This is a genomic window from Filimonas effusa (assembly GCF_004118675.1).
GTDB lineage: Bacteria > Bacteroidota > Bacteroidia > Chitinophagales > Chitinophagaceae > Filimonas > Filimonas effusa.
Genome location: NZ_SDHZ01000001.1, coordinates 1,287,647 through 1,308,740, shown reverse-complemented (window position 1 = coordinate 1,308,740; position 21,094 = coordinate 1,287,647). Strand labels below are relative to the sequence as shown.

16 protein-coding genes are annotated in these 21,094 nt (G+C 46.4%); 5 read left to right on the top strand and 11 right to left on the bottom strand.

Annotated elements, in window-relative coordinates; all coding sequences use genetic code 11:
* Positions 1–3: 3 nt before the first annotated feature.
* Genes ESB13_RS04790 through ESB13_RS04780 form a run of 3 tightly spaced genes read right to left on the bottom strand, consistent with a single transcriptional unit; the run spans position 4 to position 4,063 of the window.
* The gene (locus ESB13_RS04790; RefSeq protein WP_129001881.1) at positions 4–1,584 is read right to left on the bottom strand and encodes an ABC transporter permease/substrate-binding protein; all 1,581 of its coding nucleotides are present in this window, start codon (positions 1,582–1,584) and stop codon (positions 4–6) included.
* 59 nt (positions 1,585–1,643) lie between these two features.
* A complete protein-coding gene (locus ESB13_RS04785; RefSeq protein WP_129001880.1) occupies positions 1,644–2,612 on the bottom strand; it encodes an ABC transporter ATP-binding protein in 969 nt (322 codons plus the stop codon).
* Positions 2,609–4,063, bottom strand: coding sequence for a mercuric reductase (locus ESB13_RS04780; RefSeq protein WP_129001879.1), 1,455 nt, complete (start codon positions 4,061–4,063; stop codon positions 2,609–2,611). The genes ESB13_RS04785 and ESB13_RS04780 overlap by 4 nt, the downstream gene beginning before the upstream one ends.
* 78 nt (positions 4,064–4,141) lie before the next feature.
* Between ESB13_RS04780 and ESB13_RS04775 the strand changes: the two genes are divergently transcribed.
* The gene (locus ESB13_RS04775) at positions 4,142–4,642 is read left to right on the top strand and encodes a DinB family protein (RefSeq protein ID WP_129001878.1); all 501 of its coding nucleotides are present in this window, start codon (positions 4,142–4,144) and stop codon (positions 4,640–4,642) included.
* 182 nt (positions 4,643–4,824) lie between these two features.
* On the opposite strand, the gene ESB13_RS04770 is transcribed toward ESB13_RS04775, so the two are convergent.
* Positions 4,825–5,835 (bottom strand): App1 family protein, encoded by a 1,011-nt coding sequence (locus tag ESB13_RS04770; protein ID WP_164974094.1) that lies wholly within the window; start codon positions 5,833–5,835, stop codon positions 4,825–4,827.
* A gap of 114 nt (positions 5,836–5,949) precedes the next feature.
* Here ESB13_RS04770 and ESB13_RS04765 point away from each other — a divergent pair, with 114 nt between their 5' ends.
* Together ESB13_RS04765 and ESB13_RS04760 are read left to right on the top strand one after the other, a co-directional pair.
* Positions 5,950–6,828 carry a diacylglycerol/lipid kinase family protein gene (locus ESB13_RS04765; RefSeq protein WP_129001876.1) on the top strand — a complete coding sequence of 293 codons (879 nt, stop codon included), beginning with the start codon at positions 5,950–5,952 and terminating at the stop codon, positions 6,826–6,828.
* A gap of 265 nt (positions 6,829–7,093) precedes the next feature.
* A complete protein-coding gene (locus ESB13_RS04760; RefSeq protein WP_129001875.1) occupies positions 7,094–7,771 on the top strand; it encodes an alpha/beta fold hydrolase in 678 nt (225 codons plus the stop codon).
* 61 nt (positions 7,772–7,832) lie between these two features.
* Here ESB13_RS04760 and ESB13_RS04755 read toward each other — a convergent pair whose 3' ends face one another.
* Positions 7,833–9,122: a hypothetical protein gene (locus ESB13_RS04755; RefSeq protein WP_129001874.1), complete on the bottom strand. Its 1,290-nt coding sequence runs from the start codon at positions 9,120–9,122 to the stop codon at positions 7,833–7,835.
* 25 nt (positions 9,123–9,147) lie between these two features.
* Positions 9,148–11,754 (bottom strand): DNA gyrase subunit A, encoded by a 2,607-nt coding sequence (gene gyrA, locus ESB13_RS04750; protein ID WP_129001873.1) that lies wholly within the window; start codon positions 11,752–11,754, stop codon positions 9,148–9,150.
* A gap of 202 nt (positions 11,755–11,956) precedes the next feature.
* Between gyrA and ESB13_RS04745 the strand changes: the two genes are divergently transcribed.
* Positions 11,957–13,915, top strand: coding sequence for a RodZ family helix-turn-helix domain-containing protein (locus ESB13_RS04745; protein WP_129001872.1), 1,959 nt, complete (start codon positions 11,957–11,959; stop codon positions 13,913–13,915).
* 11 nt (positions 13,916–13,926) lie between these two features.
* On the opposite strand, the gene ESB13_RS04740 is transcribed toward ESB13_RS04745, so the two are convergent.
* Positions 13,927–14,619 carry an SIR2 family NAD-dependent protein deacylase gene (locus tag ESB13_RS04740; RefSeq protein ID WP_129001871.1) on the bottom strand — a complete coding sequence of 231 codons (693 nt, stop codon included), beginning with the start codon at positions 14,617–14,619 and terminating at the stop codon, positions 13,927–13,929.
* A gap of 41 nt (positions 14,620–14,660) precedes the next feature.
* Entirely contained in the window at positions 14,661–15,557 is an 897-nt protein-coding gene (locus ESB13_RS04735; protein WP_129001870.1) for a DUF4349 domain-containing protein, read from the bottom strand.
* Between the two features lie 180 nt (positions 15,558–15,737).
* Here ESB13_RS04735 and ESB13_RS04730 point away from each other — a divergent pair, with 180 nt between their 5' ends.
* Positions 15,738–16,931 (top strand): hypothetical protein, encoded by a 1,194-nt coding sequence (locus ESB13_RS04730; protein WP_129001869.1) that lies wholly within the window; start codon positions 15,738–15,740, stop codon positions 16,929–16,931.
* Between the two features lie 129 nt (positions 16,932–17,060).
* Here ESB13_RS04730 and ESB13_RS04725 read toward each other — a convergent pair whose 3' ends face one another.
* From ESB13_RS04725 to ESB13_RS04715, 3 genes are all read right to left on the bottom strand, one after another.
* Positions 17,061–17,462 (bottom strand): hypothetical protein, encoded by a 402-nt coding sequence (locus tag ESB13_RS04725; RefSeq protein WP_129001868.1) that lies wholly within the window; start codon positions 17,460–17,462, stop codon positions 17,061–17,063.
* A 21-nt stretch (positions 17,463–17,483) separates the two neighbouring features.
* On the bottom strand, positions 17,484–20,084 hold the full coding sequence (clpB, locus tag ESB13_RS04720) for an ATP-dependent chaperone ClpB (protein ID WP_129001867.1): 2,601 nt from the start codon (positions 20,082–20,084) through the stop codon (positions 17,484–17,486).
* Positions 20,085–20,507: 423 nt separating this feature from the next.
* Positions 20,508–21,026 (bottom strand): UpxY family transcription antiterminator, encoded by a 519-nt coding sequence (locus ESB13_RS04715; RefSeq protein ID WP_129001866.1) that lies wholly within the window; start codon positions 21,024–21,026, stop codon positions 20,508–20,510.
* Between the last annotated feature and the right edge of the window lie 68 nt (positions 21,027–21,094).

The following is a 21,094-nucleotide window of genomic DNA, read 5'->3' as shown; positions in this document are numbered from 1 at the left end:
GTTTTATAAAGTAGGATTCTTATTAAGCCAGCTTTTTAATGCGGATAAGCTATGAATACCCAGGGAATCGGCTTGTGAACGACGCATCATTACTGCATACGTGTTATTGAAACCAATCGGTAGCATCCAGTCTAATCCATATTGTTTATGAAATGCTTCTTTTACATATGCATATACCTTGCCGGGATTCGTCAGCAGGGTATCGGTAACAGCTTTCGGGGTCTTTAAGATCACCATCAAGCCAGTACCGGTGTACTCAGGATAAAGATCTATTTGCCCGTTCGCCAATGCTTCAAAACAGATCTGGGTGCCGCCTAGTCCTGTTTTGGTAGTAACATTCAGCGAAGTATATCCTTCAACCAGTATTTTATACATGGCAGCGAGAATATAACCATCACCAAATAGTTTGCTGCCTATAATAATGTTGTCACCTGTTTTTGAAGGAGAGGGAGGCCGGTACAGGTTGTTTTGTTTAAGGAAATCCAGTGCAACCTGCTCAGGTGACTGCTTTAAATAATCTACCTGGTAATTAAGTGCCGTCATGGTAGAATCATCGATCCTGCCTGCCAGCATATTTAAAACCGGTGTCAGTTGCGGGTATTTTTCCAGCGTTTTATGATGAACCAGGGGAGCTGCATAATAGGGAGGAAAAATATGTTTATCATCTTCAAGCGCCAGCAGGTCATAAGCCTTTACCCTTCCATCTGTAGTACTGCCTGAAATGAGATCCAGTTTTTTCCCGGCAATAGCCTTATACATGATCATGTCGTTAATGACAACAGTACGCAGTGTTAATCCGTAAACCTTTTGTAAACCCAGGAAGCCATCTTGCCTTCCCATAAATTCCGGGGTAAACCCAGCCAGCATTTTCCGGTCAAAGGTTGCCGGCGCTAATAATGCAGAAGACAATACGATAAGACAGCAGGGTAACAGCCAGCTCATATGACGCAGCCGCCGTGCACTTAACTTCTGGATCAGCGATAGCAACCCGTCGCACAACAAGGCGAGTACAGCCGCCGGAATGGCGCCTGCCAGTATCATATGGGTATTATTCAGCGCAATACCCCCAAAAATAAATTCCCCTAATCCGCCGGCGGCTATATAGGCTGCCAGCGTAGCCACTCCCACGGTAATCACCGCTGCAATGCGGATCCCGGCAAGTATCACCGGCATCGCCAGCGGAAGCTGCACCTTCATCAGCACCTGCCGCGGATTCATACCCAATGCCAGCGCCGCCTCTGTTATCGCCGGGTCTATCTGGGTGATCCCGGTATAGGTGTTGCGGATAATAGGCAGCAAGGCATATAATAAAAGCGCTGCAATAGCCGGTTGAGCGCCAATGCCTAATAATGGGATCATAAAGCCCAGAAGTGCAATACTGGGTATCGTTTGCAGAATGCCTGCTATCCCCAGTACCAACGCTGCAAGCCGCCGCTGAAAGCTGATAAGGATACCAAGACTTAATCCTATCACCAATGCCAGGAGTAATGCCGAAAAGGTCAAACCCAGGTGTACAAGGGTCTGCTCCAGTATTTTTCCGGATTGCTCCCGCAGAAAGTCGATAAAGGTTTGTTTGGTTTCCATTAGCAGTTATTATACAGTCTTCGTATTTAAATGATATCGCGAAGCTTTAAGCAACATCATTAACCATATTGTGAGGTTTTATAATCGCCAAGCGCCTGTAACAGGTTCGCACGGCTAACCATTTTTATATCATGCTGGTAACTAACGCTGGCGGCAGCCTGTTCGCCCGTAAGCCAGTTTAGTATCTGCCAGCAGCTGGTGGCCGCAGGAAATTGCCGGATGGAGTCAGGTAGATCTGAAGATGATACGGGTTCCCCTAAATGCGGCCACAGATCTCTCATCGTAACAATGTTCAGCTCCAGCAGCTCGCGGTCTGCATCAAAAAAAGAACGTACAAAAGCGCTGGCAGGCGAAAACAGCAATTCCGAAGGCGTGCCGGTTTGTTCGGCCCGTCCTTTATTCATCAGGCATATCCTGTCCGCCATCTCAAACGCCTCCGGTATGTCATGTGTTACCAGTACAATGGTCTTCTTGCTGATCTCCTCCAACTCCATGAATTCTTTTCGTATAAGTGAACGGGTAACCGGATCGAGGGCTCCAAAAGGCTCATCCATCAGCAGGATAGGAGCGTTCCCCGCAAGCGCCCTGGCAACGCCAACGCGCTGCTGCTGCCCCCCACTCAGCTGGTGCGGATACCTGTGGGCAAAGCTGTTTGCCGGCAGGTGTAACTGTTCCATTAACGACAAGGCCCGCTTGCGAATCTGGTCTTTAGGCCATCCCAGCAGTGTTGGCACCACCGCAATATTCTCAACAACGGTATAATGAGGGAAAAGTCCGTTTTGTTGCATCACATAACCGATGGTCCTGCGCAATTGCTCCGGCGGGGTACTGTCAATAGGTGCCCCGTTGATTTCAATACTGCCTTCATCGGCCGTAATGAGCCTGTTGATCATCCGGAGGGTGGTTGTTTTGCCACATCCGCTGGTGCCAAGCAATACAAAGGTTTCCGACTCCCTTATTAGAACAGAGAGCGCATCAACCGCTTTGTGGTCTCCATAATGTTTGGTAACGCCGGATAATTGGATCATGACGATGTAGAAGGTTTGCCTTGTTCCATAAACAGGTTATTCAATGATTCTGCATAAAGCGGATGCGCAAACATGCCCCAGCGGATAGCATCACAGGTCAGCCCCGCCTGGATCGCCATTTGCAAAACTGTCATCACTTCTCCGCCTTGTTCTCCAATAATGGCCGCACCTAGTATCTTATCCGTGTCACGGTGTACTATTGCCTTCATCATTCCGGTAGTATGTCCCGTCTCCAGCGCCCGGGCCACACGCTCCATAGAAAGGGTATAGGTCACAAAAGGTATCCCTTGCTCCTTTGCCTGCTTTTCAGATAAGCCAACCCTGCCTAATTGCGGATCCGTGAACATACAATAGGGGATCAGCCGGCCTTCGATCGACCAGTCCTGCTTTTCAATTATATTCTTAAGAATAACTACATAGTCGTTATACGCCACATGTGTAAAAGCAGGCCCCCCTTTGATATCTCCCAAAGCATAAATTCCTTTTACATTGGTTTGCAGGTATTTATCTACTTTTATATAATTATTTTTATCAACTTCTACACCTGCTTTTTCCAGTTGTAAAGCCACCGACTGCGGTTTCCTGCCCGTTGCAATGAGTAAATGAGAACCAGTGACTTCCGTTTGCGCACTTCCGGAAGTTGTATCGGCAAAACTGTTGTTCTTCTTCGCATCACCCCCTTGTGCCTGCTCCGTAAACCTGACCCGGATGCTGCTCTTTTCCTGCTCAACCAGGTCTACCCGGGCATTGGTAAACACCTGGATTCCTTCTTTCTCAAGAAAATCTTTGATACAGGCCGACACATCATTATCTTCTTTTGGAAGCAGATTTGGCGCCTGTTCAATAACAGTAACCTTGCTGCCAAGCCGGTGATACAACTGTCCCAGTTCAAGCGCTATATAGCTCCCTCCAATGATCACCAGTGTTTCCGGTAAACTTTCCAGGTCAAGCAGTGAGGTCGATGTGTAATAGGTTACCTGATCCAGTCCCGGGATGGGTGGAATAGCCATACTGCAGCCGGCATTTATAAAGATCAATGGTGCGGTATATTGTTCCGTATTGCCATCTTTTAACCGTATCTCAAGTATTTTGTCCCCGGTAAAAGAGGCTTCTCCTTCAATTAGAACCAAGTGTTCCGTTTCTTCAATTCCTCGTTGCGCAGACCCTCTGAATGAATTGACAATCTGCTGTTTATGTTCGTGTATGGTCTTGAAATCTACGGTAGGAGGGCTTGCAACAGAAATTCCCCAGGTACTGCTGTTCCGTACTATATGTGCCACAGCGGCATGGCCTACCATTAACTTTGTTGGTGTGCAGCCATCATTGATACAGGTGCCGCCAACGACCCTTTTTTCTATGATAGCTGTCGATAATCCGGCTTTTGCAAGTCTTTTGGCCAATGGAATACCTGCTTGTCCGGCTCCGATGACCAGGGCGTCAAACTTTTGCATAAGATGAATGTGTGATTCAGGTTACATACTTGTTAGTCCGGCATCATTTTTACCTGTCTACAGGTAAAAAGCAACATTATGACAAAGCATACGGATACCTCACAGCTTCAACAAAAAAATCTGGTTTCTGTTCTTAAAGAAATGTTGAAAGGCGGACACGCACACGTAACTTTTGAGCAGGCAGTCGATAAATTGCCTGCAGCACTAAGAGGAGTGGTGCCCGAAGGTTTACCCTATAGCATCTGGCAACTTGTCGAACATATCCGCATTACACAATGGGATATCCTTGAATTCTCCCGCGATCCGGCCCATAAATCTCCCGCCTGGCCCGATGAATATTGGCCAACAGAAACCGCTCCATCCGACGAAACCGCATGGAAACGCACACTCAATGATATCGCCTCCGACACCAAAGCATTTATAGCCCTGCTGGAGTCTCCCGACGCAGATCTGTACACTCCGTTTTCACACGGCGACGGCCAGAATTTACTCCGTGAAGCCATTCTTATCGTTGATCACACCTCGTATCATACCGGTGAAATCATTTTACTGCGTAGAATGCTCGGCGCCTGGGATTAAATCCTGGATAGTGCTTAGTTTTTAGTTTGTATTGTGCCGGCCGCCAGACATCATATGATCACCAGTTCCGTCCAGCCCTTGCTGACGGCCATCGGGATTAATGTTAGTTCAGGTGTTGTAATACGTGGCATTTGGAATTGCGATTATAATAGTTTGCCTGAAACTATATTGTACTTAATGGGTCATTCTACATTGGAAATCAAGCCAATATCTTCAGAGTGAAGTATTGCGGTTTTGCTTTCTCTGAATAAACAACAGGGGGTTCCGGCATCGATGACAGGCTGCAGGATGGCTCGGGTTAGTGCTTCATTTTTGTCAACTACAAGACGGATATAAACGGCGTGAATGCGGCCGGGAAAATGCACTGCAACAGATGCATAAATGGCAGGATCCTGCTGTGAATTGTCTCCAAGAAGGATGAATGTTTGTTCAGGAAAGGCTTCCATAATACGAACGATACGCGCAAACTTACCCTGGTGATGGGTTTTCCCGGTTTTTAACAATTGCCGCCAGCTTTTGAGCTGGTTTAGCAGCAGTATTCCTGTAGGTATCTGCCGCGCGTTCAGAAATTCCTCCAGGTAATCATATAAGTTCCACTCGCTGCTGGAGACATAGAAAAACGGGTTGGGATTGTTATCATGTGTTTGCGCAAAACGAAGGAGCTGGTAATGCGTCGCTACATCGGCAAAAGCCTTGCGTGTACGTGCATTGTGCCGGAACAAAGTGATAAGGCGGCGGAGCCTGGTAGCCGAATAAGAGACCAGGAAGGTGTCGTCAATGTCCGAGATCATCGCCAACTGGGTAATATGTGGTACAACTACGATCCCTTCATTTTGAATAAAACCGGCTTTTTCACAGGCGCATGTTATAAGAACCTTATGCTCTCCGGCAGGTACGCTGCTTTCTGAAGACCATTCAAGCCGGAAAAAACCATCTGTTTCAGTGGTAGTGGTAACAAGCTGTTTGCCCCATTTTAGCTGTACCTGCCGTCTTGCTACTGGTTTCACAAAAAAAAGCCCCAATAACATCCTGATATTACGTAAGATACTGCTTTTCCTGTACGGCTTCCGGATGGTATGTGTTGAAAGAACATGCCCGTAGATCTGCATCCGGTGTGCATGACCAAAACCTCGGTACACTTTCACATAAGTTCCATCCATTACTCCCAGCCAGTTCAATAAAATTTTACGCATAATTATGAAGTGATCTTGATCGCCAGAGGCGGTTAAGGGTAATTCTGGTACGATGTTCGGTCTAAAACCATACCGCATTCGCAAAACGCATCCATCAGATTATTAATCACCTCTATGAGATTATTATTCGTAATCAATTCAAAAGCTGGCCGTCGTCAGAAAGACTGGCAGTCAATTGTCGATAACTGGCTGATAAGCAATCGGATGGGTGATTCACATTACTTTCATATTCAGGAAAATGTACCAAACTGCCACCAGTTGCTGGCTGTAAAAATAAAGGAATGTGCGCCCGACAGGGTGATTGCCATTGGCGGCGACGGAACATTGAAACTCGTTGCCGGATTATTGATCGATTCACACATATCGATGGGAATTATTCCCGGCGGCTCTGCCAACGGCATGGCGGCAGAACTGAACATTCCGCAGGACGAGACCACAGCACTCGAAATCGCAGTCAAAGGAAAATCACATGCCATCGATCTCATTAAGATCAATGAAGAATGGTGTATTCACCTGAGCGATATGGGCCTGAATGCGTCCCTGTTACGCCATTTTGAACAAATTCCGCAAAGGGGTATGTTAGGCTATCTGCGGGCATTCTGGCGTTTACTGCTCGACAGAAAATATCCACGCTTGAATTTGCACTTAATTACGGACGGAGTTCACTTAAGGCGGCATGCTATCATGGCCGTAATTGCAAACGCCACACGCTACGGTACCGGAGCCGTCATTAATCCCGATGGCCGTATCAACGACGGCTGGATGGAGCTGGTAATTATAAGACGCCTGGCAATTGCCGAGCTGTTTAAAATGATGGTTACACGGAAACCGTTTAACCGCTATAACATAGAAATTATCAGATGCCGCCAGCTGGATATGAAGGCGCGCCCGGCCAGTCCGTTTCAGGTCGATGGCGAATATCTGGGAACAGCAGACCATGTAAAAGCAGCCATTTACCCAGCTGCGCTACAGATTGTTAGTCAACTCGGTTAATTTTAAAATTAGACCTTTCACTATTCCAGTTGTATATCCGTTACTGGATATGGAATATTTGTCTCCAGATGATTGATCTCGTTTCCACAGGGCTGTTTATAAATATAATAATGTTACTCATAATTAATATTATGTTAAGTATTATATAAGGATTTCATCCTCCCTTCTTGTCTGTCCATTCGTTCAAGGAAAACATGTTTACGAAATCCATTACCCCGACGAATAGTTTTTAGGTACCTGCTACGAATAACTGCTATATTCATACATGAAAACATCTTTACTAATGCTGCATGGAGCTATAGGTGCCTCCTGCCAGCTAAAAGCGATTGCCGGCGAATTATCTGAACGCTACGATGTGCACCTGCTGGATTTTCCTGGTCATGGTGGCGAAGCCCTGCCTGCTGAATCTTTTTCAATACCTCTTTTTGCAGATGCCGCAAGGAATTATATACAGGATCACAACCTGGTACAGCCTATGGTTTTTGGATATAGCATGGGTGGTTATGTGGCTATGTATCTTGCTAGCCGACATCCGGAATTACTAAGCCGGATCGTTACGCTTGGCACAAAGTTCCATTGGAATGAAACTTCTGCCGCCAGAGAAGTTAAAATGTTGGATCCTGCCGTCATTGCCGAAAAAGTACCTGCATTTGCCGCTGCATTAAAGACTATGCATGCCCCTAACGACTGGAAGCAAGTATTGCATAATACGGCAGATATGCTGTTGAATATGGGACGGGATAATCTCCTGACACCTGCCGATTTCCAAAATATAAAGCTTCCATGCCTCCTGATGCAAGGCGACAGAGACAAGATGGTGACATTCGATGAAACGATTGCCACTTATAAAAAGCTGCCTGATGCACGCCTGGCGGTGTTGCCCAACACTCCTCATCCAATGGAACAGGTAAATCCTTCGTTGATAGCTTACCTTATAAAGTAAATAAAAAAGCCGCTCCGGAAATATGGAGCGGCTTTTCAGCCTGAATGTAGCCAGGTTTAATTTATTTGTACTGACCGTGTTCTGCGTCGTATTGTTTGAATTTCGCATCAAACTTGTCATAATCCTGAACGTTTTTACCACGGGCTTTGTCCCTTTTCCATTGGTAAAGGTTGGCCAGGAAGTCTACGCTCTTGGATAAGCAGGATGTTTCTACTTTGTCGCGATCAGTTTTTGCTTTAAGCAGTGTGTAGGCCGCTTCCATGTGACCGATAGCAGAATCAGCCAGTGCTTTTTCCTGTTTTTCAACTTCGTCGCGTTTTGCTTTTAAACCGGCATCAGCACCACGTAAAGCATAGAATTTATCTTCCAGGAGGTTGAACTGCTGATACAGGATTACGCCCGCGTTGAATGCATAAACGCCGTTTTGTTCTGTTTTGAATGCTTTTGCAAAAGCTTCAGAAGCAGATGACTTAACATTGAACAGTTCAGTGCTGTCGAACTCTTCTTTAGAAGCGTTTGCGAACATTTCACCATAGCTGGCGTATTGCTTGCCGGTTAAGCTACCTGCAGCATCTTCTTTTTTATATTTCTCCAGCATTTCTTTAACGCTCGCATTTTTGGTCAGGTATTCCATTTCATATGCGCTCCAAAGCGTTGCTTCTGAAGGATATAATTCTTTCGCCAGGGCCAGGTATTTTTTGAAATCCTCTTCTTTTTTATGCTCGAGCGCGTCGTTCAGGATAAAACGGTAGATTTCTACGAAGTCCTTTCCACCGATCTTTTCAGCAGCGAACTTTTTGTAGTAATACAGCGCACGCTCGGTGTTTTTAGCATTCTGAGCGGCATAACCGGCATAAACCACGGTAAATGTGTCGATGTTTTGCTTGTTATTACCCAGGTTCTTTTTGGAGATCAGGTCACCCATTTCCTCTGCTATAGTAAAATGGCCAAGTGCATCGTTCCATTTGCTATCGCTGAAAGCTTTACGGCCTTCGTTAAAGTTGTTGGAGTAAATGATGCTCACGGCGCGCATACCGTTATCCTCCTTCAGTTCTTTAAGGGCGGTATCTTTCGCTATATATTTTACGAAGGTTTCGTATGCAACCTTACCTGCGTCGGGGTATTTCACCTTCATAGCAGAATCGAGATATAACTCAGCGTATACTTTTGTTTTTAAAAGTAAAGCCTTGGGATTCTCTTCTGCTTTGGGATCAGCCCAAACTTTGTCGATTTCCGTTTTTGCTTCGTCATATTTATTCAGCAGGAAGAATTTATTTACGCCGTCGAGCTTCTGAGCGTTTACTGCCTGACTTGCTACGAGAAGTGATGCTGCTATTAGTAGCTTTTTCATCGTCAAATAGATTTTAAAATATTGGTTAGTTGTTTTCTGTTGGTTCCTCTGTTGTGTCTGTTGTATCTCCGGCGGCATCAGGACCTGCATTTTCTTCGCCTGTTGCTGTTTCGTCACCTTCTGCCATTTCCGCTGTTTCTTCTTCTACCTCTTCTTTTTCTTCTATTTTAGAAATAGCTGCTATCTCGTCGCTGTTGTCTAACTTGATAAGCGTAACGCCCTGTGTGGCACGACCTGATTCCTTGATACTGGAAACGGCTGTACGTAAGGTAATACCAGATTTACAAGTAATAATAAGGTCTTCTTTCTCCTGAACATCCATGATACCGACCAGTTGACCTGTTTTTTCGGTAACATTGATCGTTTTTACGCCTTTACCACCGCGGTTGGTGATGCGGTATTCATCTACAGGTGTCCGTTTTCCGAAGCCTTTTTCACTTACTACAAGCACTGTTTTTGTAGTATCCTCCCTGTTGACACATATCATGCCAATCACTTCGTCTTTTTCCTCTTCCAATTCGATACCTGTTACACCTATGGCGCCACGACCTGTAGCGCGTACTTTTTCTTCGGGGAAACGGATGGCACGGCCGCTCTTAATAGCCAGCATGATCTCGCTGTTGCCATCGGTCATTTTCGCTTCAAGAAGCTCGTCTCCTTCCACGATGGTAATAGCGTTTACACCATTAGCACGTGGCCTGCTGAATTCTTCGAGCAAGGTCTTTTTGATGATACCCTTTTTGGTACAAAGGATAATATAATGGCTTTCAACGAATTCTTTATCGCTTAGCTTTTTCACGTCGATAATGGTTCTCACCTTATCGTCCTGTGGCAGCTGGATCAGGTTCTGAATAGCGCGGCCTTTGGCTTGCTTTTCACCCTCAGGGATCTCATATACTTTAAGCCAGTAACAACGTCCTTTTTCAGTAAAGAACATCATGGTGTCGTGCGTAGATGCTACAAACAGGTGTTCTACGAAGTCTTCCTGCCTGGTTTTGCTGCCAATAGCGCCACGGCCACCACGGCGTTGCTGACGGTATTCTGTTGCAGAAGTACGTTTTATATAACCCAGGTGAGAAATGGTGATCACCACATCTTCCTGTTCAATAAGGTCTTCGATGCTCATTTCATCGGCCATGTACTGGATCTCGGTTTTACGTTTGTCACCGAATTTCTCTTTTACTTCCAGTAATTCTGTCTTGATGAGATCGTACCTTAAACCTTCATTACCAAGCAATTCTTCAAGACGATTGATCAATATCATGAGCTGATCAAATTCTTCCTTGATCTTGTCTCTCTCCATACCGGTAAGGCGCTGGAGACGTAATTCCAGGATGGCTTTGGCCTGAATTTCATCGATCCCCCAGCCTGCATTGATCAGACCGTCTTTCGCGGCTTCAGGTGTCGAAGAGTTCCGGATCAGGCTGATCACCTCATCCAGGTGATCAAGTGCAATCAGGTAACCCTGTAAAATATGTGCTCTTTCCCTTGCTTTACGCAGTTCATATTTGGCACGTCGGATAACGACTTCCATTCTGAACTCGATAAATTCGGAGATAAGATCTTTCAGGTTAAGGATCCTGGGACGGCCTTTTACGATAGCTACGTTGTTGATACCGTAGCTTGTCTGCAGTTCAGTGTATTTGAACAGTTGGTTGATCACCACTTGTGATACGGCTTCCCTTTTCAGGGTAACCACAATACGGGTGCCTTCGCGCATGTTACTTTCGTTGTTCACATGTGCGATGCCTTCAATCACTTTGTCATTGACCAGTTGACCGATGCGGTTGGTAAGTGCATCCCTGTTTACCTGGTAAGGTACTTCGTTGATGATGATTTGTTCCCTGCCGCTGTTTTTGGTTTCTACGGTGCATTTGCCACGTAATACTACCCTGCCGCGACCGGTATGGAAACCCTGTTTGATACCTTCCATGCCGAAGATAATACCACCCGTTGGGAAATCGGGGGCTTTCACATACTGCATGAGGTCGTCAATGGTAATATCCCTGTTGTCGATATAAGCTATACAGCCATCTACCACTTCGCTAAGATTATGGGGCATCATATTGGTGGCCATACCTACGGCGATACCGCTACTGCCGTTTACGAGCAACTGCGGGATACGTGTGGGGAGAACGCTGGGTTCTTCAAGAGAGTCGTCAAAGTTGGGCTGGAAGTCAACAGTTTCTTTTTCAATATCCTGGAGCATGCTTTCGGCCAGTTTCTGTAAACGGGCCTCTGTATAACGCATGGCCGCCGCATCGTCGCCGTCCTGGTTGCCAAAGTTACCCTGACCGTCAACAAGCGTATAGCGTAAGCTCCATTCCTGGGCCATTCTTACCAGGGTGTCGTAAATGGCGCTATCACCGTGCGGGTGATACTTACCCATTACCTCACCCACGATACGTGCGGATTTTTTGTAAGGTTTATTGCTGTTATTGCCTAATTCATTCATGGCGAATAAAACGCGGCGGTGAACCGGTTTAAAGCCATCACGTACATCCGGTAAGGCCCTGCCTACGATAACCGACATTGAATAGTCGATATACGCAGTTTTCATCTGCTCCTCAATATTTACCTGGATGATACGGTCATTGTCGCTCGTTTCCTGTGGCAAAAGATTTTCTTCCATTAACTGTTTTGTTCCTGAAAAATATGGTTTAATCTGAAAAAAAGCCCATATGGACGAATGGCGAAGATAAGTTTTTTACCGTGGCCATCAGGGCTTTGAAGGCGCATTTATCCACAAATAATGCCGGTTTTTATGCGGCCGTTAACGAATCTTTCACAATAAAAGGCATGACTATCGCATTATATAGACAAAGCTGCATTTTATGAAACCATATCGTTTGCTCCGAAACAACAAGGAAACGGGACCTTACAGTGCTGAGGAACTGATAGCCATGGGTTTAAAAGCCTACGACCTGGTATGGGTTGATGGTAAAAGCGCCGCCTGGCGTTACCCCTGCGAAATAGCAGAATTGAAGCCATATGCGCCTGAAGCGGAGGACCTGGCTACTATCCTCTGGAAACCGCCTGCGTCCAAATATCAAAGCGCATCAGCCAAAGAAAATGAAGCCTCGTCTTCGATGAAAGGCACTTCAGAAAATAATGAAGTATCCTCTTTAAATAGTGAAGTATCCTCTTCGATGAGCGGCATTACACAAAAAAGTGAGGCGCTCTCTCCAATAAAGGGTTTTGCACAAAAGGAGGCAGCACGGTCTTCGATAAGCGGCATTGCACAGGATAGTACTGCCGGTAACGCTGCAAGCAACGATGCCGCCCGGGGCGATTCGCATTTACATACACCTAAACCGCGTATAAGGGTTCGTGCCGACTGGCGCAAGGTTGAAGAGGCCCAAGCCTCCCCTGTTCATGCAGAAACCAGTACTTCGATTCCAGGCAATTTACCTGTACGCGATGCAGGCGCGGTGCCTGCCAGCGATGATAAGATCTCATCCCAAAAGGATGATAGAACTTCATTCAACAAACCGTGGGACAGCAAAGCGGGGCATCCTGCTGCCGGCACGTCTGAAACAATGCCGCAGCGCCATGTAAATGAAACAAAGCCTGATGATACGTTTGTAAGGGTAACTACGGGACCCGCCACCGGCTTAAAAGAAGAAAAAGCTGAATCCCATATCAAGTATTCGGAATCGCTGGAAGATATTAAACAACGTTATAATGAAACCGTTCTCCAAAGAAAACGGCCGGCGCTGACCTCCCGTACCGGCCTGTTGTTATTACTGGTGCCTGTGTTATGCATTGGCATGTGGATAGGCAGCGGATGGACGAGAGATAAACAGCCCAAGGTTCAGGCTGCTGTAGCTGACAACGCGCAAAGTCAGGGGCAACAGCCACAGGCCGCGAGTTTGCAATCGGTGATGGCAGATGATGCAGGCCGTGCTGAGGAAACAGCTCCTGCGCCTGCTGAAGCCGTTGATGCCAATGCGCATAATGTTGAAGAGGCGCAAACTACCGGTGTACCAACAGGAAATACTTCAGAACAAAATACGGCTGATCAGGCAGCAGCTAATGCTGCTGCAGCAACGCCCGGATCGCACCAGGTTGTATCAGCAGGAAATCCGGTGCCAAAAAACGGTGCTCCGGCCGGCGCATCGCAGCCCAATGTACCGGCAGCGGCCAGGCCGGCAGTCAATTCAATTGCTGGTGCTAAACCGGTAACCAATCAAAATCAGGTTGCTGGCGGCAAAGGCGTTGCAATACCCCAGGCCGGAGCCGGACAGCACACAACTATAGCCGGGTTAAAAGTACAGGGAGCTACGGAAGTAGCCGCCGGAACACCAGGTAAAACCATACAGCAGGCTGCCGGGCAAACAGCAGCTCAGCCCTCCGCAGATAAAACTACCGGAAAAGATGGCCAGGCAAAGACTTCGCAGGTGGCTGCCAATGGCAGTACACGTTCTGAAGGACAACCTCAGCAGGCCATACCACAGGCGGCGAAGACTTCACCGGCAGTGAGCTTATCAAAAAAACAGATCACCGATTATGTTTCCGTACAGGAAGAATTACGCCAGGTGGCTAACGGCAAGGAAATGAAACTGCATGTTAAAAACATAACAGATATACCGGTAGACCTGGTAGTGCTGGATCTGCAATACTATGATGGTAACGGCAAGTTTAAAAAAGGAGAAACGCTTTATGTGAATCACCTTTCCGCCAATGATGCAGTTGCATTAATGGCGCCTGCTGTAAAGAATGCACAGCGAATAGACTATAAGGTTTCCCTGCTTAGTATAGAAAAAAACGGCGTTTATCTGATTGCGGAGTAACCGGGAAACGATTACTTCTGCAAGGCTGCCAGGTATTGTTTCAACAGCGTGATACCCTGTGTTGCCGGCGCTTCTATAGCCGTTATATCAGGGTTTCCGGTGTGCGGAATGTTTTTATCAACGATAAACAAGGGAATTCCCGGAGGTGTTTCATGCAGTAAACCTGCTGCAGGATACACGGCCAACGATGTTCCTATCACAACAAAGATATCGGCTTGTCGTGTTAATCTTACAGCTTCTTCTATCATAGGAACCGGCTCTTCAAACCAAACGATGAAAGGCCGGAGTTGTGTTCCTTGCGGACATTTATCTCCGAGCCGGATGTCTCCGGTAACAGGATATGTAGGATAATCCTTTCGTTCACTTCGCATTTTAAAGATCTCGCCGTGAAGATGAAGTACTTTGCGGCTCCCGCCCCTTTCATGAAGGTCATCAATATTCTGCGTGATGATCTGAACATCGAATTGATCCTGCAGGTCTGCCAGACCTATATGCGCAGCATTTGGTTGCGCCTGCGCAACTTCTCTCCTCCTGTAATTATAGAACTCCAGTACGAGCTGGGGATTGCGCTTCCAGGCCCGCGGTGTCGCTACATCTTCAATATCGTATCCTTCCCATAAACCATCGCTGTCGCGGAACGTTCTAAGGCCGCTTTCGGCGCTGATACCAGCGCCGGTAAGCACAACCAGTTTTTTCTTCTCCATTATTCTCGATTGTTCTTTGCAGATACCTTAAAGCTACGATCTTAAATCGATCCGGCAGCACTACTGTGCTGAACAGTTTTATTTTGTTTGGAGACCGCTATACGTCTTCTTTTACGGAAGAACTGGTAGCCAATCAATAAAGCAATCCATAACGGCCAGAGATAAAACAGGAAAACTATAAAATCTTCCAAACTATTAAGGCTTTTGATAAAAGCTTCGCCCAGGCGGCTAAAGAAGCCAGGTTCACTCACTTCACAAGGTCCTTTGAGTAGCTGGTAATAGGTAAGATTGATAGTGCTGTAGGCTGCCTGATGCGACAGATAGCCGGCTCTCCCGCCGGCAGATTCAATATCTTCCTGTATCGCGTTTATTTCCTGCTGTACCGTAAGAATATCCTTCATATTCTTTGCTTGTTTCAGCAGCTCCAGGTAGCGTTCCCTTACCTGTTTTTTAGCCTCCATTCTTGCTTTAATATCAACGATCTCAGACGATACATCCTGCGTGGAAATATTCTTTTCAATGATTTTTACAGATGAATCGGAGAAGCTGTTTGCCAGTTGCTCAAACTGGTCGACCGGAACCTTTACTGTAATGATGTTTTTAAGTTCGAATTCAGAATGCACCTGTTTCTCCGAAGCGATATAAGCGCCATATGCCCTGATATTTTTATGAATATTATTATTGAAAGAAGCGTAGTCGGTTAGTTGTAATGTGATGTCAGCTGTTTTAATGATCTTTTTGTCCCAGTCGGCATTAGCGGGCATTCCGGCCTGTAAGATAGTGGAGGTATCTGCCGCTTGCGTTTGCAGATCGTTTTGTACCGGCGTGGTAGTTTCTACAATGTCGCTTACTTCTTTATTTTCATGACCCGAATTTTTGCCGCAGGAAAGCAAAGACATGGCGATGATACATGCCATGCCCCGGAAGGATGGTTTCATAATTTTGGTTTTGATACTTGATGAAGGAATTTTTAGATGCAGGCCTGCAAGTATTAATAGCTGCAATCGTTGAATTGTAACCGGCAATAGCTGTTAAAGAAAATTAAAACAATGATGATGGGCAGGTTAGCTGTTTTTACCATAAATAATTAGCTAATTTCATCGCCCAACAAACAGCAAATGGTAGCAGCATACAGGAACAGATTCAACGGGCAGTTTTCTGAAGCGTTATACCGGAGGTATTTGGCTGAACTGGATGCAGTACATCCCGGAGCCATATCGTTCAGAGTAGCGGAAACGCCGGTGTTTATCGACAGCTTATTCCGTGATAAGATGCTGAATGCCTGTGAGCATATTGCAGACTATATTCTTCAGCCGGAATTTATAGCGCAAACGGCACCGGCAATACCGCATGCCTTCCGGATACCAGGTGATACAGGAAAGCCGCATTTTATGGTGTTTGATTTTGGTGTATGTGAGGGTGCAGACGGCTTACCGGAACCGCAGCTGGTAGAAATGCAGGGCTTTCCTACCCTGTTTGCGTTTCAGCGTCATATGTCGGAAACCGCCCGGCGGGTTTACCAGATACCTGACAGTGCCTCTTCTTACCTGAATGGTTTTACCGCCGGAAGTTATACCAGCCTGCTAAAGGAGATCATCATAGGTGAGGCAGATAGAGCGGAAGTGATCCTGCTTGAGTTGAAGCCACATGAACAGAAGACCAGGATCGATTTTTATTTAACGGAAGACTACCTGGGTATAAAGCCGGTTTGTATAACAGAACTGGAGAAAGAGGGGCGTTATTTGTATTACCGGCGAGATGGGCATAAAGTGCGTGTACGCAGGATCTTCAACCGCCTGATCTTTGATGAGCTGATGCAGCAACCCGAAGAGATCCGGATTAGGTTAAGGTTTTTACAGGAAGCTGAAGCGGTAGAATGGGTAACGCATCCTGACTGGTTTTACCGTATCAGTAAATACACGCTGCCATTCATCAGGCACCGGTATGTTCCGGAAACGCAGTTCCTTCATGAAGTGCAGACATTGCCGGACGATTTAAGTGCTTATGTAGTGAAACCTCTCTTTTCCTTTGCCGGCAAAGGCGTGATGATAGATGTTACCCGCGAGGCTATTGCACAGATAGAAGATCCTCATAACTGGATCCTGCAAAAGAAGGTAGCTTATGCCCCGGTGATCTATACCCCGGATACGCCTGCTAAAGTGGAGGTGCGTTTGTTTTATTTCTGGAAGGATGGCTGGGCCAGACCCGTTGCCGTACACAACCTGGCAAGATTAAGTAAAGGTAAAATGATAGGCGTTGGCTTTAACAGCAATGAAACCTGGGTTGGCGGCAGTATGGCTTACTTTGTATAAACGCTGTATGTGTGAAACGAACGAAACAGGCGATGTTCCGGTGATCTAGCCGGAAGCGAACGAAACAGCGATCTATACCGGAAGCGAACGAAACAGCGTTGAATAGCCAAGGGCGGTATGACGATGAACTTAAGACGGCTTATTGTCGTTCTTTACGGGAATACGTGGCAGGAAAGTCATTAACAGAACGCCTATGCTAAGAAAAAGAAGCAGGTGAAGACCGGGCCTTTTTTCAGGGCATTCACCCATAGCGCAGGTTCCAACAAGCAGGTAATTGCGTATAGACCAGGCTAAGCCTATGGCGCCTATAATCACATTTACCCGCTTGGACCATATTCTTGGGATCAAAAAGAGTATTGCTGCGATACCTGCAAAAACAGTGTTCAGTAAACCGGGGCGGCCAAAGTTGGTGCCCATGGTTTTAAAGCCGGTGATCTCCGTTTGCAGGCTGGCTATATAAGCCCAGGGCATAAAACAAGTTCCTATTACTGCGAGTGCTGCTATAAACCCTATCAATTGTGAATACTTCATATAGTATCGCAAAAGTACAGCTTATATATCATTCCTGAACACTAACACTTTATCGAACACGTCGACCAGCACCGGGTGGTTTTTATCAATATCGCCTGCCAGGATCTTCTTACTCAGCGGGTTGATGATCTCTTTTTGAATAAGCCGTTTTAACGGTCTCGCGCCAAACTGAACATCATAACCGTTTTCGGAGAGGTAGTCTAACAGGTAGTCGCTATACGACAGTTCGATCCCATTTTTCGCTACCAGTTTCTTGAGGTTATTCAGCTGGATATTGATGATACCTTTGATCTCTTTTTTCAGGAGCGGGTGGAATAAGATCACCTCATCGATCCTGTTCAGGAATTCGGGGCGGATCGTTTGGCGAAGTAATACCATTACCTCTTCTTTTGTTTTGTCCAGTACTTCATCTATATCCCTGGTGTCGATATCTTCGAATGCCTCCTGGATAATGCTGCTACCCATGTTACTGGTCATGATAATGATGGTGTTCTTGAAGTTCACCACACGGCCTTTGTTATCGGTAAGCCGGCCATCGTCAAGTACCTGCAGTAATACGTTGAATACATCGGGGTGTGCTTTTTCGATCTCATCGAGCAGCACCACGCTATAAGGTTTGCGGCGTACGGCTTCGGTTAATTGTCCGCCTTCGTCGTAGCCAACATAACCGGGAGGCGCGCCAACAAGGCGGCTTACGGTATGTTTTTCCTGGTATTCGCTCATGTCGATCCGCGTGATCATGTTCTCATCATCGAACAGGTATTCGGCCAGTGCTTTGGCAAGTTCTGTTTTACCAACACCGGTGGTACCAAGGAAGATGAAGGAACCGATGGGTTTGCGGGGATCATGAAGGCCTGCACGGCTTCTCCGGATAGCATCCGATACGGCTTCTATGGCTTCATTCTGCCCTATCACCCTTTTGTGCAATTCTTCTTCAAGGTGAAGCAGCTTTTCCCTTTCGCTTTGCAGCATTTTGCTAACGGGTATCCCGGTAGCTTTTGCAATGGCATCGGCTATATCTTCCGCGTCAACCTCTTCTTTCATGAGTCGTTTGCTGGCATTGATGGTGGCGAGCTCGGAGGATATATCGGCTACTACCTGTTCCTGTTCTTTAATCTTGCCATAGCGGATCTCTGCCACCTTGCCGAAGTCGCCATTACGTTCGGCCTGTTCGGCTTCGAATTTAAGATTTTCGATAGCGGCTTTTGCATTCTGTACTTTTTCGACAAGATCTTTCTCTTCCTGCCATTTGGCTTTGAAGGTGTCGCGTTCCACCATAAGGTTGGAGATCTCCGTACTGAGTTCTTTCAGTTTGTCTTCATCATTTTCCCTTTTGATGGCTTCGCGTTCAATTTCCAGCTGGCGGATCTTCCTTTCGAGTTCATCGAGCTCTTCGGGCATGCTGTTCATTTCCAGCCTTAGTTTAGCCGCGCTTTCGTCGATCAGGTCAATGGCTTTATCGGGAAGGAAACGGTCGGTGATATACCTGTGAGACAGTTCTACTGCTGCAATGATCGCTTCGTCTTTGATACGCACATGGTGGTGTGTTTCGTACCGGTCTTTAATACCTCTGAGGATACTGACTGCATCTTCTACAGAAGGCTCGTCGACCAGTACCTTCTGGAAACGGCGTTCCAGTGCTTTATCTTTTTCGAAGTATTTCTGGTATTCGTTCAGCGTGGTGGCGCCTATGGCTCTGAGTTCGCCTCTTGCCAGGGCGGGTTTCAGGATGTTGGCAGCGTCCATGGCGCCTTCTCCTCCCCCTGCGCCCACCAGCGTATGAATTTCATCGATGAAGAGTATAATTTCCCCATCGCTTTCCGCGACTTCTTTGATCACGCCTTTCAGACGTTCTTCGAATTCCCCTTTGTATTTGGCGCCGGCGATAAGCTGACCCATATCGAGCGCAAAAATGACTTTTGATTTGAGGTTCTCCGGTACGTCACCGTTTACGATACGCATGGCAAGTCCTTCGGCGATAGCTGTTTTACCTACACCGGGCTCCCCTACCAAAATAGGGTTGTTCTTGCTGCGGCGCGACAGGATATGCAGGGTTCTCCTGATCTCTTCATCGCGGCCGATAACTGGGTCGAGTTTACCGCCAGCCGCCATTTCATTGAGGTTGCGGGCATATTTCTGTAATGTGTTGTATTGTCCGGATGCTGTTTGCGAGTTTACGGTAGCGCCTTTCCGCAGGTCTTTAATTGCGGCAACAAGGCCTTTTTCTGTGAGGCCGCCATCTTTCAGCAGCTTAGCTGTTTCATCGTTATTGTGCAGTAAACCGAGCAGCAGATGTTCTACACTTACAAACTCATCTCCGAATTGTTTCAGCGATGCGTTAGCGCGCAGTAGTGCATTATTGAGGTCGCGGCTGATATTCTGTGCAGGGTCGCCGCCTGTGGTTCTGGGCAGTTTGCCAATACTTTCATTCAGTTTGCTTTCGGCGTACTGTATATTGACATTGTTTTTCTTCAACAAATATTCAACCGGGCTATCCTCATCTTCCAGCAATACCTTCAACAGGTGATTGGTTTCAATCACCGGGTTACTATTGTTGAAGGCAGCCTGCTGAGCAGCCTGGATGCTCTCCTGGGCCTTGATTGTATAATTATTCAGATTCATAATGTATTTATAGGTTTAATGATCTTGTTTAATGAATAAAATAACCGCAAAACCCAATCCAAGGTTTTATTTAAGTAAATATGTCAGGTATAGGTTTGCATTACTGCCTGAAAGGCAGGAGGTTGTGTTTATTACAGGCAAAATAGCAGTATTGAATGCAGCATGGCGGGCGGGTGAAAGGTAGGTTGGGAAATGGAAGAAAACATTTGCTGAGCGGCGTTCGGTATGTCCGGGACCTGCACCCTACGGTTTACGTCTGGCACGGGCGCAAATGATAAAACAGAGAATGGCTCATAAATAAAAATAGCGTCGATAATCGCTTAAATGGATACCAGGCTCCATCAGGAGGGATACGAATAAAACGAGGCTGTATCGGACTTTGATACAGCCTCTGTTTATAGAGAAATTACTTTATCTGTTACTTCAATCGATAAGTTCGAGGTAGTCAATAGGAAATTCTACGATCATGACCTGGCCCAGGCTTTCAAGGCTTACATAGACCTTTTTCTTACCGGCGGGACGAGTAATAGTGCCGACCTGATCCATAAACAGGCCTTGTTTGATCTTGATGCGTGTGTCTTTGTCGAACGCTTCGGCTGACTCGATAGAAATGATAGCGTCCCGCTGAAGGAGGTATGATTTGATCATTTCTATTTCCTCTTCTCTTATAACCGCAGGCTTGCTGAGATAATATACAAAGTTCAGCACTCCGTCTGTCTGAAGTACACTTAACCTTTCCTGGTCGCTGATACGCACAAATACATAGGACTTGAACAAAGGCTCTTCAACGATTTTTTTACGGTCGCTCCATTGCCTTTGAATTCGCTGTAAGGGGCACCAGGTTTCTATACCCTTGCGCTCCAGAACAGAAAATATCTTTTTCTCCCAACGTGGCTTGGTATATAGCGCAAACCACTTTTTCTCATTTACCGTAGTACTCATGGTATTTGTTAAAAAGTCCCTCAATATTATCCTCCTGTTGAAGGGGGCGTTGGGATCAACAGGGGCGC